We start from the raw sequence: 14,252 nt of genomic DNA on the forward strand, positions 1-14,252 counted from the left end.
TCAGGTTGCGATTAACGGATCAGCAAGTGCAGCAAATTTGCCAGATAGTGGCGGCGCTGGTGGGTAGCGAGGCTGAGGTGTGGTTGTTTGGTTCGCGGGTGGACGATCGCCTGAAGGGCGGCGATGTGGATTTATTGATCCGGCTGTCTCACCCCGTTGAGAATCCTGCCCTTGTCAGTGCTCGACTCAGTGCCAAAATCAGCCGCGCCATGGCAGGTCGTAAAGTGGATATTCTCCTCTGGGCACCCAATCTCCAGCGGCAGCCGATTCACGATTGGGCCCAACAAACGGGAGTTCGCCTTCAATGTTGAGTCCTCAACTTCAGGAACGCCTACATCACCTCTGCCAACTGGTGGAGCGAGAAGTGGCACACCTACAGGTGACGGATCAACGCCTCTTTCAGGAGCCATTTACGGCACGGCGGGCAGCACAATTGGAGGAGGATATTGACCTAGCGGAGCGGGTGGATGCTTTTGTGGCACGTTTTGGTCGCCTTCAAGATACCCTAGGGAGCAAGCTGTTGCCCGCCTATCTGAGTGCCTTTGGCGAACCAGTGGCAACTTTTTTGGAAAACCTTGACCGTGCTGAGCGACTCGGCCTTGTGCCTGATGCAGACGCTTGGTTTACTATGCGGCAACTGCGCAATCAAATGGTTCACGACTACATTCGAGATGCAGCCATTTTAGCCACGAGTTTGCAAGCTGCCCACGAGTTTGTTCCTGTCCTGATTGAAACTGCAACTCGGTTTTGCCAACGAATAAAGCACAAATCGTTCGGCAACTCCTAGCTTTTCATCTTTATTTCATGTTTATTTCATGTGCCTTTGCCAAAATCAGCCTTAGTAACACACTGTGGTAATGCTGAATCGAATTCTTTGGTGGTCAATTGTCCAACGTTGGTTGGTGGTGCTCGGGGCAATCGCCCTGACGATTTTCGGTATTTTTCAACTGCGGCAAATGCCCCTTGATATACTGCCAGAGTTTGCGCCCCCCCAAGTGGAAATTCAAACGGAGGCACCGGGCCTAGCACCAGAGGAAGTGGAATCGCTGATTACGCTGCCCATTGAAAGTGTCGTCAATGGTACGGCAGGGGTCGAAACTGTGCGCTCTGCATCGTCTCTTGGCTTATCTGTTGTCAAGGTAGTTTTTAGTTGGCAAACGAATATCTATCAAGCACGGCAACTGATTACCGAGCGGTTGCAGGAGGTGCGCGATCGCCTACCACCTAATGCCTCACCCCAAATTTCACCGATTACCTCCCTGATTGCCACGATTTTGATGTATGCCCTTGCCCCCAAGGTGCCCACTGCCCCAGATGCCACCTCCCTCATGGAACTGCGACAGCTTGTGGATCAAAAGGTGGTGAATCGCCTCTTGGCAGTGCCGGGGGTGTCCCAAGTGATTGCCTATGGTGGAGATGTGCCCCAGTATCAGGTGCTGGTTGATCCTGATCGCCTCGCCGCACAACAGGTCTCCTTGCAGGACGTGGTGGCGGGGGTGAGTGGCGCCAATGAAAATGCAGCGGGTGGGGTCATTGTCACTCCCGATCAGGAGTTAATTGTGCGGGGCATTGGTCGGGCAACATCAGTCGCTGATTTAGCGGTGGCGTTGGTGGCGCACCGCAATGGCCAACCAATTCGCGTGCAGAATGTGGCAACAGTCACGAAAGGGCCTGCCTTAGCGCGGGGAGATGGCAGTGTTAATGGACAGCGAGCAATTATCCTTATATTGACTTCTATATCCAAGAGGGGGAAGACCATATTCCCGTGGGTACTGCTACCGTTACTGCTGATATTGAAACGCCAACGGGCGATCGGGTCACTCTACCGATGACCTATACCCCTAGGGACAAACACTACACCGCACGGCTAGCCAATCCCGTGGCAGGAGACTATCGTATTGTTCTCCTTAGCACCATCAATGGTCAACCCATTAACAGTCGTTTTCGCTTTCGTTATGAACCCAATCAGGGAGGAAAACAAGAATGATGCTACCACGCTTTATCCAACCCACCCTCTTGGGACTGGCCATGCTCTTGAGTGGGGCGATCGCCACCCTTGGGATTGCCCAGCAACGGCAAATGCCTATGCTTCATGACCACCATCACCTGCACCACAGTCCCAACCATGAGCACGCAGACGGCTCTGCTACGACCCATATGGAACTGCTGAATGCGCCCGCACCTACGCCTCAACAACCAACCACCTTTACGTTGGCGATTCGCACCCACACTGGTGAAGCAGTGACGCAGTTTGAGCGTTTTCAAGAGGCGCTAATGCACCTGATCATCGTCAGTGATGATTTTCAAGTGTTTCAGCACCTGCATCCCCGCTATCTGGGTGAAGGTCAGTTTCAAGTCACAACCACATTGCCCCAAGGGGGAGGCTACACCCTCATTGCCGATTATAAACCCGCTGGCGCTGACGAAACGGTGGCGATGATCCCGATCGCGGCTGAAGGAACGCCGCCCGCATCGAGTACGCCAACCTCTCAAACCACCCAAGTGATTGGCACAACGGCAGTCGAACTAAAACTCCCTCAACCCCTCAAGGCTGGATCAGCGGTGGAAGTGGCCTTTCGCCTACGGGATGCTGCCACCCAGCAACCCCTTAGGGATCTGCGCCCCTACCTTGGCGAAGCAGGGCATCTGGTGATTTTGCGAGACACGACTCCCCTCGAACCTGCTGATTATCTCCATGCCCATGCCGTGGATCATCAACCTAAGGAGGTGATCCGTTTTATGACCCAGTTTCCTGTGCCCGGACGTTACAAGCTCTGGGGACAGTTCCAGCGGGGTGAGCAAATTGTTACTGCTCCCTTTTGGGTGACGGTGAATTAGGGGATTGCACGGATGAAGGTGTTGCTGCTTGAAGATGAACCGGATTTAGGAGCCGCCATTCAGCGGGTGTTGCAACGGGAAGGCTATGTGGTGGACTGGGCGCAGGAGGGGGAACTGGTTTGGGCCTACGTTGAGCAGTTGCAGGTGGACTACAGTGTTGCGATTTTGGATTGGATGGTTCCTCGGCTGTCGGGGTTGGAGGTTTGTCAGCGACTGCGTATCCACCACTACACGGTGCCCATTTTGTTGCTGACGGCACGGGATGGCCTCAGCGATCGCGTTCAGGGATTAGATGCGGGGGCAGATGACTATTTGATTAAGCCCTTTGCAATGGCTGAGTTGCTGGCGCGGCTGCGGGCTTTACTGCGGCGATCGCCCCAATTCCAACCCCAGCAATTGTGTCAAGGGGCATTAACGTTAGACTATGGTACCTTCACCCTGAGAAATAGGGCGGGTACTGAGGTGCAGTTAACCGCTAAGGAATTCCAGACCTTGGAATACCTCATGAAACGCCCCCAGCGGATTCTCAGTAGCGACCAACTGATGATGCAGCTTTGGGAAGTGGGCAGTGAACCCAGTAGTAATGTAGTGGCAGCACAAATTCGCCTGCTGCGCCGCAAACTCGCCCTCCTTGGTCAAGAGCACTGCATTGAAACCGTCCATGGGTTAGGCTATCGCTTTGTTGTCGATCATGGTTGATCATAAGCTCTTCCGCCACAGCCGCAGTCGTCTTGCCCTCTGGTATGCCCTCACCATGAGCGCTATTCTCAACGGCATGGGCTGGGGAATGTACGCCATCATCAGCCATTTTCAGGCACAAACCCTCCGGCAGGAGATGGCCTCCGTTGCTGGCACTCTTCACGATCAGTTGGAGGCAAAGCTCACTCACGCAGGTCAGTTTAATACCACTGTGCTGGCAACACTGCCGGGGCTATGTCGCGCGACTCAACCCTGTGCCCATCCCCCCCTTGATCCTCAGCGGCATGTGTTGGGTCTGAGTCAACAATCCCGCTACTATTTGGTGTTTTGGAGCGGGCAGGGTCAGCCCATCGGCTACCTAGGCGTGCCTCCCTTTGTGGAGTTTCCGCCCCAAGACTGGCAAATTATGGTGGCGACGGATGGCCAACGCTATCAACAGCACCGCGTTTTCCTAAAAACGGTGACGGGTGCACCTTGGGGGTATTTTGTCCTTGGGCGATCGCTCCAATTGGAGGATCAGCGATTGACGATGCTGCGCTGGTTACTGTTGACTGGACTGCCTTTGGGCATGACACTCATTGGTTTTGCCGGTTGGCACTTAGCAGGGCGAGCGATGGTTCCCATTTACCAAAGCTATGTGCGCATGGAGCAGTTTACCGCTGATGCGGCTCACGAACTGCGCACTCCCGTTGCCGCCATTCGCGCCACTTTGGAGGCCTTGGCGACGGATCCAGATCCTGCCCCAGAGGTCGTGGCACAAACCTTGAATGCTCTCCAGCGCCAGAGCCATCGCCTTACGGATTTGGTGCAGGATTTGCTGTTGTTGTCGCGGCTGGATCAAACTGAGAGATTGCCAATGGCAGAACGCTGCTGTCTGACCGAACTCATTAGTGAGGTGGTGAATGAACTTGTGGTCTTGGCGATCGCCGGCGGCATTGATCTCCATTGGCAGGAAGGCATGGCTCCCCAACTTTACGTGTGGGGGATTCCCAGTCAACTGAGCCGCGTCATTCGCAATCTGCTGCAAAATGCACTCCAATATACACCCGCAGGCGGGCAGGTAGAGGTAACGCTACACCAACAGCACCAAGAGGCGGTATTCACCGTCACTGACTCTGGTATCGGTATCGTAGCAGCGGATCAGGAGAAGATTTTTGACCGCTTCTATCGCGTTGCTAGAGATCGCGGGCGGCAACAGGGCGGAGCAGGGTTGGGATTGGCAATCGCCCAAGCAATTCTCCATCACCATCGCGGACGGATTCAGGTTAAGAGCGACTTGGGTCAAGGCAGTACGTTTACCGTATATTTGCCACTATCAACAAAAACCGACCCTCAATTTCATTAACATTTCATCGGCTGCCGTCAAAATAAGTCATGGCTCGCTTTGAGGCGCAGAAATGTTGAAGTGGTTGCGATCGCCCCTTGTTTTTTTGGTACTGTTGTTGCCCCCTGCAGCCTACAGTCATGCTGGGCATGGAAACGAGTTTCACGCCCCCACAGCGGGGACTGGGCCGACGGCAGTCGAGGTGGACGCGACTACCCAAGAGCAATTGGGGCTGCGGTTAGAAACGGTGCAACCCCGTCCGCTGGCTGCCATTTTAGAGGTGACGGGTGAACTGGTGGCGTTGCCCAATCAGCAGGCCGTAGTAACCATGCCCGTACGCGGTACCCTACTGCGGTTGCTGGTGCAGCCGGGCGATCGGGTTCGTGTCGGCCAGCCCTGAGCCATTCTGGCTAGCCCTGAACTGGCGGAACTGCGAACCAGTGCTTTGGATCGCCAAAGTGAAGCCCTCATGAGTGTACGGGCGGCGGAAGCAGATCTGCGCTTTGCCCAGCAAAATTTCCAACAACAGCAACGGATTGCCGCTGCTACCTTCCGCGAAGCGCAAGTCAAAGTCCAAGCGGCGCAAGAACGCTTTGATCGCGAACTATTGAATGCCGGTGCCATTGCCCGGCGAGCTTTTTTAGCCACAGAAGAGGAGTTAGCAGCCGCCCAAGCCCAACTTGCCCAAGCCCAAAGTCAACTCCCCCCTGCTGAAGCCTATGCCCAACTGCAACGCGCCCAAGCCCAAGTGGCGGTAGCTCGCGATCGGCTACACCTCAGTCAACAGACCTACCGCACCCGCCTGCAACAATTGGGCACAACCGCCAATGCCGATGGCAGTGTCACGATCACAGCTCCCATTGCTGGTACGGTGGTAGAGCAAAGGATTACTCCCGGCGAGGCCAGTGAAGATGCTGGTAAACCCCTCCTCAAAATTGTCAATGGCGATCGCCTCCAAGTTGTTGCTTACCTTACAGAAGCACAGCGAGCACAGGTGGCTGTGGGTCAAGCTCTAAATATCACTGTTGCAGGACTTCCCAATCGTGTTTTCCGCAGTCGTATTGAACTCATTGATAGTGTCGTTGATCCCGCCACGCAGCAAGTTGCGGTACGCGCCAGCTTGGCTAATTCCAGCCAAAAACTCAAATCTAGTAGCTTTGCGACTGTCCAAATTTTTGACGATCGCCAAACCCGCAATGCCGTGATGATTCCCCAGTCCGCGATCGTGGAGCCAGTCGATCAGCCCCCCCTTGTGTTTGTGCAGAATGGTACTGCCTTTGAAGCTGTCGAAGTGACCCTTGGCCAGCGAGTTGGCGATCAGGTAGAAGTGATTAGCGGTCTTTATGGGGGCGATCGTATTGTTACCCAAGGTACGATGCAACTCTATGCCCAATCTCTGTGGGGGGATACCTCAACCGCTACTTCAGACACAAAACCGGAAACAGACTCTCCACCGTGGATTTGGTTGGGGGCGGCTGTTGGGGCGATCGCTCTATTTGGGGCAGGTCTAGGTTGGCAAGCCTATCGAACACAACGGCTGAATTCCGCAGCGCATACCGAACCCTCTCAATCTTCTACCCCCACGAAGGTCAACCCTTAGAAATCGCAAAATGCCACTCGATCTTCTCCATTCTGAGGGGTTTGTGTGTCACGAGGACAGGGTGTCTGCCAAACTAGGCAAGATATTAGTTAGAGTTTTGAACACCTTGAACAGGCAGATAGTGATGCGATCGCCCCCCCCAAAAACGGTTGTTGATCTCCCCACCGTCACCCTCACCCTCGAAAGTCAGGGGAAAATGTTGACCTATTCCCTGACCCAACCGGAGCATCGCCTTGGACGCGATTACCAATGGGCGGATTTAGTAGTGCCCGATGAGCCGCTCTGGTCAGTGATTTCCAACCGCCATGCCGTTTTTAAGCAACAGGGGGCAACCTACTACCTTTGGGATGGAGATGGCCATCAACGCCGCAGCACCAATGGCACGTTCTACAACCGACGCCGCATCGGCATTGAAGAGGGCTTTGCCCTTGGGGAAACCCTACGCTTAGAAATTGGCCAAGACCCGAAAAACAAAGTGCAATTGCTGGTGCAGATCCAGTTTTCGGGCACGGCGAGTCCACCTCCTTTGCCCCAGCAGCGCCGCCTTGTCCTCAAAGCCCTCAAGGAATGGCCGCTGACTTTAGGGCGCGAAACCAGCAACAGCTATCAGCATTGGCAATTGGCTGCCCCCACGGTCTCCCTACGCCATGCCAGTATTGATCGCACGGGTGCGGGTCTCTATATTTTGCGAGATTTGGGCAGTACCAATGGCACCTATGTCAATGATCAATTGCTGAGGGAACCCTACACGCTGCGCAATGGCGATCAAATTCGCATTGGCCCCTTTGTCCTGCTCTACCGCCACGAGACCTTGGAGATTACGGATCAGGGCAGCCACATTCGCATTGATGCTTGGGGATTGGAACGATGGGTGAAAACGGCTGCCGGCGATCGCTCCCTCTTGCAAGAGGTCTCCTTTGTGGCGGAGCCGACGCAGCTTGTGGGTATTGTCGGTGGCAGTGGTACGGGGAAATCCACCCTCTTGAAAGTGTTGATGGGGCTGGCTCCCCTTCAGGCAGGACAGGTGCTACTCAATGGTCTCGATCTGCATCGCAATCTTGCCACCTACCGTCACCAAATTGGTTATGTACCCCAAGATGATATTGTCCACGCCCGCCTCACGGTCGCCGAAGTCCTGAACTATGCGGCGCAACTGCGCTTACCAGCGGATACCGATGCCCAAAACCGCAAAGCCGCCATTCAGCGAGTTCTTGAACAGGTGCAGTTAACGGGAACTGAAGATCAACTGGTGGCGAGTCTCAGTGGCGGTCAGCGCAAGCGGGTGAGTATTGCCGTTGAGCTATTGGCCAACCCCAAGCTCTTTTTCCTTGACGAACCCACCTCGGGTCTGGATCCGGGGCTAGACTTTTTGTTGATGCAGTTGCTGCGGCAATTGGCAGATGAAGAACGCACGATTGTCTTGGTGACCCATGCTACGAGTCATGTGCATTTGTGCGATCGCCTGCTGGTTCTAGGCTCGGGTGGGCGTCTTTGCTATTTTGGCCCTAGCGATCGCGCTTGTGAATTCTTTAGCGCTGATCGCCCCCTGAATTCCGTGGCTGAAATCTATGCCCTCTTGACTCCCGAAAATAGTGCCGAATGGAGTCAAAAATTTCGCCAATCCACGGACTATCAACGCTACCTTGCCAGCCACCTCAACATGGGGCACCACTATGAGAGCACCAGTGTTTTGGGGGGCGAAAACCGTGCCAGTGCCGAATCCCCTCCCCAACAGCCAGCACCCCCTCACCTCTATCAATGGCGGGTGTTGTGTCAACGCCAGTGGCAACTCCTGTGGCGCGATCGCCTCAGCCTTGTCTTGAATCTGATCAGCGTCCCCATTGCCCTGCTGCTCACCCGCTTTGCTATTGATCGCTCCCCCTTTGTCCCCCAAGATCCCCCCGGCCTGCTGCAAGCGGCTCAAGCCCTGCGCATTCTCTTTGTCTTTACCTGTGCCTGTCTTTGGGTGGGACTCTCCGGCTGGGCGCAAGCTTTGATTACAGAGGTGGCCATCTACCGCCGCGAACGTCTTGCCAATCTCAGTCTCTGGGCTTACATGGCAGCCAAACTCACCCTTGGTAAGGGGATGGCTTTGGTACAAACACTGCTCATTACCCTTGTGGCACTGTTGGCCTTTGGTCTGCCGCAGGGTGCCCTCCTCCCTTGGCCGGTGGGGTTTGGCATCACCACCTTCCTGACCCTGGTGGCCAGTCTCGGCTTGGGACTCCTGATCTCTGCAGCTGTAAATAACAGTGAGCAGGCCAGCAAGATTTTACCGCCGTTGCTGTTGCCCCAAATTATCTTTGCTGGCGTCCTCTTTAAGCTCACAGGGATTGCAACGGCTCTCTCTTGGCTGACGATTGGCCGTTGGACAATGGGTGCCTATGGTGCCTTGATTGACGTGAATGGCATGGTACCGCCGCCCCTCGATTTTGGCCTTTTTGAACCACCGCCTCAGCCCTTTGATCCAACACCTGTCTATGCTCCCACTTGGGGTAATCTGCTGCTAAATTGGGGACTGCTGATCCTCCACAGCCTCATTTACACGGGCGTGGCCACCTATTTGCAATGGCGCAAAGCGCCACCTTAAGGCCATCGGGGGTTGATCTTCCAACCAGAGGCAGGGTTCAACCGCATATTGACTCATTACAATTGTGCATATTTACTTATTGCAATTATGGCTGTCCTGCGAGATGATCTAACAAATGACCCAAAATTGTTCCTATTGAACATAGACTGCTGCCGCACCCATGGAGAGCGATGTTGTTTCCCTGTATGGGCGCGATTATATCCCCATTGTCGCCCCGCCCCCGCCGGCTACTAAAATTCGAACTCACCCGAAAACGGTTCCGGTGCTCAAGGACGACGATGTGCTGCTCATTTGTGATGAGTTGGGCAATATCTGTAATGACGAGCAGCAAACGGCTATTACAGGTTTATTTTGTCAGGATACCCGCTTCCTCAGTCAGGCGGAATTGCGCGTGGGGGGCGATCGCCCGATTCTGCTGAGTTTTCATTGTACAGGTAGCCATGCGCTCAAGGTGGTGTGCACCAATCCCAAGCAACCTTCTCTGCCCGCGGAGGCCTTAGCAATTGAACGATTCCTAGTGGTGCGGGGTGCCCTCTTTGAAACGATTCTCATCACCAATCATCAGGCGCAGCCGGCCAGCGTGGAGATTCGTTTAACCTTTGCGGCAGACTTTCAAGATTTATTTGAAATTCGCCAATACGGCGGTGGTCGCCCACAGCGGGGAAAAACGCTGCAACCCGTCAGTTGTGAATTGCGCCACACCAAAGGACGGGCGGATCTGTGCTTTGCCTACCAGGGGCTTGATGGCGCCCTTATGGAAACCCAAGTGCAGTTCTTGGGCACCCCTCCGGATCGTCTTGATGACACCACCGCCCTCTGGCGTCTCAAGCTAGAACCCCAAGGCTACCACAGCATTCACTATTGCATCCGCCCCTTTACCAATGGGGCACCCACAGCCCATGTCCCTGTGCCTTCATCCCTAGCGGCTGCCGATCAAGCGGCTCAACAGGAGCGGCAACAGTGGTGGTCAGACTGCACGGAAATTGTCACCTCAAATCCGCAGTGGAATCGCATCCTACGGCGGGGGATGGCAGATCTCTATATGCTCTTGCAGTCCTTTGGCCATGGCAAGGTGCTGACGGCTGGCATTCCTTGGTTTGCCACCCTGTTTGGCCGTGACTCGATCATCTCAGCCATGCAGACACTGATCCTGAATCCAGCGATCGCCCGTGATACGCTGCGCACCCTTGCCCATTACCAAGGGAAACAGGTCTGTCCTGAGCGCGATGAGCAGCCGGGGAAAATTCTCCATGAACTGCGCTTTGGCGAGATGGCGCGCAACCGCGAGATTCCCCATACCCCCTACTATGGTACGGTGGATGCCACCCCCCTGTGGCTGATGCTCTATGCCGACTACTACGCATGGACGGGCGATCGCACCACGGTCGAGGCGCTCTGGCCCCATGCCCTTGCGGCAATGAACTGGGTGGATCAACAAATGGCCGCCACGGGCTACCTCACCTACGATCGCCAAGCAGCCAAAGGCATTGACAACCAAGGCTGGAAAGATTCTGGCAATTGTATCGTCAACCGTCGCGGTCAACTGGCTCACAGTCCCATTGCCCTCTGTGAAGTTCAAGGCTACGTCTATGCCGCCAAAACCCGTCTGAGTGCCCTCGCTCGAGACTTTGGCTATGGCGAGTGGGGCGATCGCTGGCGGCAGCAAGCAACGGATCTCAAAGCTCGCTTTAACCGCGACTTTTGGCTTGAACCGGAGGGATTTTATGCCCTAGCCCTCGATGGCGAGGGTCGCCCCGTTGATAGCCTCACGTCCAATGCAGGTCAGTGCTTGATGACAGGAATCTGTGACCCCGAAAAAGCCCAACGGGTCGGACAACGTCTGCGGCTGCCGGATCTATTCAATGGTTGGGGCATTCGTACCCTCAGCAGCACCTCCCCTGCCTACAATCCCATTGGCTATCACTTGGGGTCGGTCTGGCCCCACGATACGGGTCTGATTGCCTTGGGGCTGCGCGCCATTGGTGATAGTGACTTTGCCCTGACCTTAGTGGATACCCTTTTTGATATGGCCTGTCGGCAGCCAGATTTGCGCCCACCAGAACTTTTCTGTGGCTTCGATCGCCAGACCTATCCCCAACCGGTGCAATATCCCGTAGCCTGCTCTCCCCAAGCTTGGGCAACGGGCAGTCTGTTTCAATTCATTCAGATCATGGCTTGGCCGCTGGTGGATGTGCCCCAAGGCAAGTTTTTGGTGCATCAGCCCCTGTTGCCCAACAGTATCGAGGAACTCCACCTCCGTAATTTGCGGGTCGGTGACACTCGCTTTCACCTGCGGCTTTGGCGCACGGGCGAGAAGGGCTGTGACTGGGAAGTACAGCCGGCGTAACGAATCGTAACTCGGAACGATCGCCCTCGCTAGAGTAGAGGTGGCTCAGTTCCCAACCTCTGTAACGCAAGCAACAGCATGACCCGAACCACCGCCTACGACATTTGGCGCGCCGGTCATCAACCCCTGCGCCCCCTCTTTGCCCCCAAAAGTGTTGCTGTCATCGGTGCCAGTGAAAAAGAAGGCAGTGTTGGCCGCACCCTTCTCTGGAATCTGATTCAAACCCCCTTTGGCGGAACGGTTTTTCCCGTCAACCCGCGCCGCAGTTCGGTGTTGGGCATCAAGGCCTATGCCCGTGTGACGGCGATCCCCGAAGCGGTTGATCTCGCAGTCATTGCCACCCCTGCGGCTACAGTACCAGCGGTGGTTGCCGAGTGTGCAGCAGCGGGTGTGAAGGGGGCAATTATTGTCTCGGCGGGATTTCGGGAAGTGGGGGCGGCGGGTCTTGCCCTCGAAGAAGAGATTTTAACCATCGCCCATCAGGCGCGGATGCGCATTATTGGTCCCAATTGTCTGGGAATAATGTGTCCGCCCACGGGGCTGAATGCTACCTTTGCCGCGACAATGGCGCGATCGGGTCATGTCGGCTTTCTCAGTCAAAGTGGCGCCCTGTGCACTTCGATTTTGGACTGGAGTTTGCAGGAGAATGTCGGCTTTAGTGCTTTTGTTTCCATTGGCACGATGCTGGATGTGGGCTGGGGCGACCTCATTTACTACCTAGGCGATGATCCGCAAACCCGCTGCATTGTTATTTACATGGAATCTCTGGGGGATGCGCGATCGTTCCTCTCCGCCGCGCGGGAAGTGGCCTATGTCAAGCCGATTATTGTCATCAAAGCAGGACGTACTGCCGCCGCCGCTCAGGCCGCCGCTTCCCATACCGGGGCATTGATGGGATCCGATGCAGTGGTGGATGCGGCCCTAGAACGCTGTGGGGTGCTGCGGGTGGAAACCATTGAAGATTTGTTTGACATGGCAGAGGTCTTAGACAAGCAATCGCGCCCCAAAGGCCCCCATCTGACGATTCTCACCAATGCCGGTGGACCTGGGGTCTTGGCCACTGATGCCCTGATTCGGGCGGGTGGTAAACTCAGTCCCCTCTCTGGGGATACCCTACAGGCACTGAATCAAGTGCTCCCCCCCGCTTGGAGCCACGGTAACCCCGTGGATATTTTGGGGGATGCCACTGCGGATCGCTATCTCAAAGCTCTGCAATACTGTGAAACTGATGCCAACAGTGATGGCCTACTGGTGGTGCTGACGCCCCAAGCTATGACCGATCCGCTGGCGATCGCCCAAGATCTCGCTACCTATGCCAAAAACCGTCCCAGTGGTGCCAAGCCGATTCTGGCCAGTTGGATGGGGGGCACAACGGTCAAAGGGGGAGAAGCGATTCTCAATCAGGCGGGCATTCCCACCTATGCCTATGCCGATACCGCTGCCCGCATCTTTAGTTATATGTGGCGCTATAGCGATCACTTGCAGGCGCTTTACCAAACCCCCTCGCTGCCCCTAACCACCACCCCCCCGGATCGGAATGCTGTCAGTCAACTCTTTGAGCACGTGCGCAGTGAGGGGCGTACCCTATTGACGGAGTGGGAAGCCAAGGCGGTTCTTGCTGCCTACGGCCTACCGGTGGTGGAAACCTGTATTGCCCGCAGTGAAGCAGAGGCAGTGGCTGCTGCCGATCGCCTAGGGTATCCTGTAGTTCTCAAGCTCTATTCACCCACAATTACCCACAAAACGGATGTCGGGGGTGTTGCCCTCAATCTTCCCGATGCGGCTGCGGTCATTACCGCCTACCAACAGATTGAGAAAAATGTCACCACTGCTGCTGGCGCGGATCATTTTGCTGGTGTCACCGTGCAGCCGATGATCCCATGGAAGGGGTTTGAACTCATTTTGGGCAGTTCCACCGATGCTCAGTTTGGGCCGGTGATTCTCTTTGGTACGGGGGGACAGTTGGTGGAAGTCCTCGAAGACACCGCGATCGCCCTTCCCCCCCTGAACACCACCTTGGCACGCCGTCTGATTCAGCAAACGAAAATCTCCCGTGCCTTTGCCGGCGTGCGGGGCTGGCCAGCCGTCAACCTTGCCCTATTAGAAGATCTGCTGGTGCGCTTTAGCCTGCTGGTGGTGGAGCAGCCGTGGATTAAGGAAATTGACATCAACCCCCTCTTGGTGGCACCCCCGGATCGCCTGATGGCCTTGGATGCCCGCATTGTGCTCCACAAAGAGGAAAGCACCTTTGTCAAGCCTGCGATTCGTCCCTATCCCACCCAATACGTGAGTCCTTGGCAGTTGCGCGATGGTACCCCAGTGCTGATTCGACCGATTCGGCCAGAGGATGAACCCCTAATGCGGCAGTACCATGCCACCCTCTCGGAGCAGAGTGTCTATTTGCGCTATTTCCACCTGATGAAGTTGTCGCAGCGGGTTGCCCACGATCGCCTAGTGCGCATCTGTTTTGTGGACTACGATCGCGAGATGGCTCTGGTGGTGGAGCATCAAGGCGCCAGTGAACCGCAAATTATTGGTGCGGCTCGCCTCAGTAAGGATCACTTTAGCAATACAGCCGAGTTTTCGATGTTGATTAGCGATCGCTGGCAGCGGCAAGGCCTTGGCACTGAATTACTACACCGCTTGATTCAAATTGGCCGCGATGAAGGGCTAAGTGCCATCCACGCCTATGTTCTCAAGGATAACGAGGGGATGATGCGTATTTGCCGCAAATTGAACTTTGAGTTTGCTGCGGGTGATGATCCCAGCGTTTGGTTTGTGCAGCTTGCCCTCTAGGGGATACAAAGCATAGAACCCTAGGATCATTGGTGTAGGACAATAGGTTCCGTTGAGT

At 55.4% G+C, this 14,252-nt stretch carries 11 protein-coding genes and 1 pseudogene; all 12 read left to right on the forward strand.

Annotated features, from left to right (window positions below):
* Nucleotides 1-5 precede the first annotated feature (5 nt).
* Entirely contained in the window at nt 6-311 is a 306-nt protein-coding gene (locus tag RHH81_RS11795; RefSeq protein WP_206200334.1) for a nucleotidyltransferase domain-containing protein, read from the forward strand.
* Nucleotides 305-787: a hypothetical protein gene (locus tag RHH81_RS11800; protein ID WP_206200335.1), complete on the forward strand. Its 483-nt coding sequence runs from the start codon at nt 305-307 to the stop codon at nt 785-787. The genes RHH81_RS11795 and RHH81_RS11800 overlap by 7 nt, the downstream gene beginning before the upstream one ends.
* Before the next feature lie 70 nt (nt 788-857).
* A pseudogene (locus RHH81_RS11805) lies at nt 858-1,730 on the forward strand (efflux RND transporter permease subunit); the annotation flags it as partial.
* Nucleotides 1,731-1,828: 98 nt separating this feature from the next.
* Nucleotides 1,829-1,987, forward strand: a complete 159-nt coding sequence (locus tag RHH81_RS11810) for a hypothetical protein (RefSeq protein ID WP_310744298.1) — start codon at nt 1,829-1,831, stop codon at nt 1,985-1,987.
* Nucleotides 1,984-2,838: a hypothetical protein gene (locus RHH81_RS11815; RefSeq protein ID WP_206200338.1), complete on the forward strand. Its 855-nt coding sequence runs from the start codon at nt 1,984-1,986 to the stop codon at nt 2,836-2,838. Before RHH81_RS11810 ends, RHH81_RS11815 begins: the two co-directional genes overlap by 4 nt.
* Nucleotides 2,839-2,850: 12 nt before the next feature.
* The gene (gene rppA, locus RHH81_RS11820; protein ID WP_149819732.1) at nt 2,851-3,537 is read left to right on the forward strand and encodes a two-component system response regulator RppA; all 687 of its coding nucleotides are present in this window, start codon (nt 2,851-2,853) and stop codon (nt 3,535-3,537) included.
* Nucleotides 3,530-4,882, forward strand: a complete 1,353-nt coding sequence (rppB, locus tag RHH81_RS11825; protein ID WP_310743093.1) for a two-component system sensor histidine kinase RppB — start codon at nt 3,530-3,532, stop codon at nt 4,880-4,882. Before rppA ends, rppB begins: the two co-directional genes overlap by 8 nt.
* A gap of 52 nt (nt 4,883-4,934) precedes the next feature.
* Complete coding sequence (locus tag RHH81_RS11830) at nt 4,935-5,261, forward strand: hypothetical protein (protein WP_310743094.1); 327 nt, start codon at nt 4,935-4,937, stop codon at nt 5,259-5,261.
* Between the two features lie 69 nt (nt 5,262-5,330).
* The gene (locus tag RHH81_RS11835; RefSeq protein WP_310743095.1) at nt 5,331-6,461 is read left to right on the forward strand and encodes an efflux RND transporter periplasmic adaptor subunit; all 1,131 of its coding nucleotides are present in this window, start codon (nt 5,331-5,333) and stop codon (nt 6,459-6,461) included.
* Nucleotides 6,462-6,585: 124 nt separating this feature from the next.
* On the forward strand, nt 6,586-9,051 hold the full coding sequence (locus tag RHH81_RS11840) for an ATP-binding cassette domain-containing protein (RefSeq protein ID WP_310743096.1): 2,466 nt from the start codon (nt 6,586-6,588) through the stop codon (nt 9,049-9,051).
* A 160-nt stretch (nt 9,052-9,211) separates the two neighbouring features.
* Nucleotides 9,212-11,398, forward strand: a complete 2,187-nt coding sequence (locus RHH81_RS11845; RefSeq protein WP_206200341.1) for an amylo-alpha-1,6-glucosidase — start codon at nt 9,212-9,214, stop codon at nt 11,396-11,398.
* A 78-nt stretch (nt 11,399-11,476) separates the two neighbouring features.
* Nucleotides 11,477-14,194: a bifunctional acetate--CoA ligase family protein/GNAT family N-acetyltransferase gene (locus RHH81_RS11850; protein WP_310743097.1), complete on the forward strand. Its 2,718-nt coding sequence runs from the start codon at nt 11,477-11,479 to the stop codon at nt 14,192-14,194.
* The last annotated feature ends 58 nt before the right edge of the window (nt 14,195-14,252 follow it).

Source organism: Thermosynechococcus sp. PKX95, assembly GCF_031583295.1.
Classification (GTDB): domain Bacteria; phylum Cyanobacteriota; class Cyanobacteriia; order Thermosynechococcales; family Thermosynechococcaceae; genus Thermosynechococcus.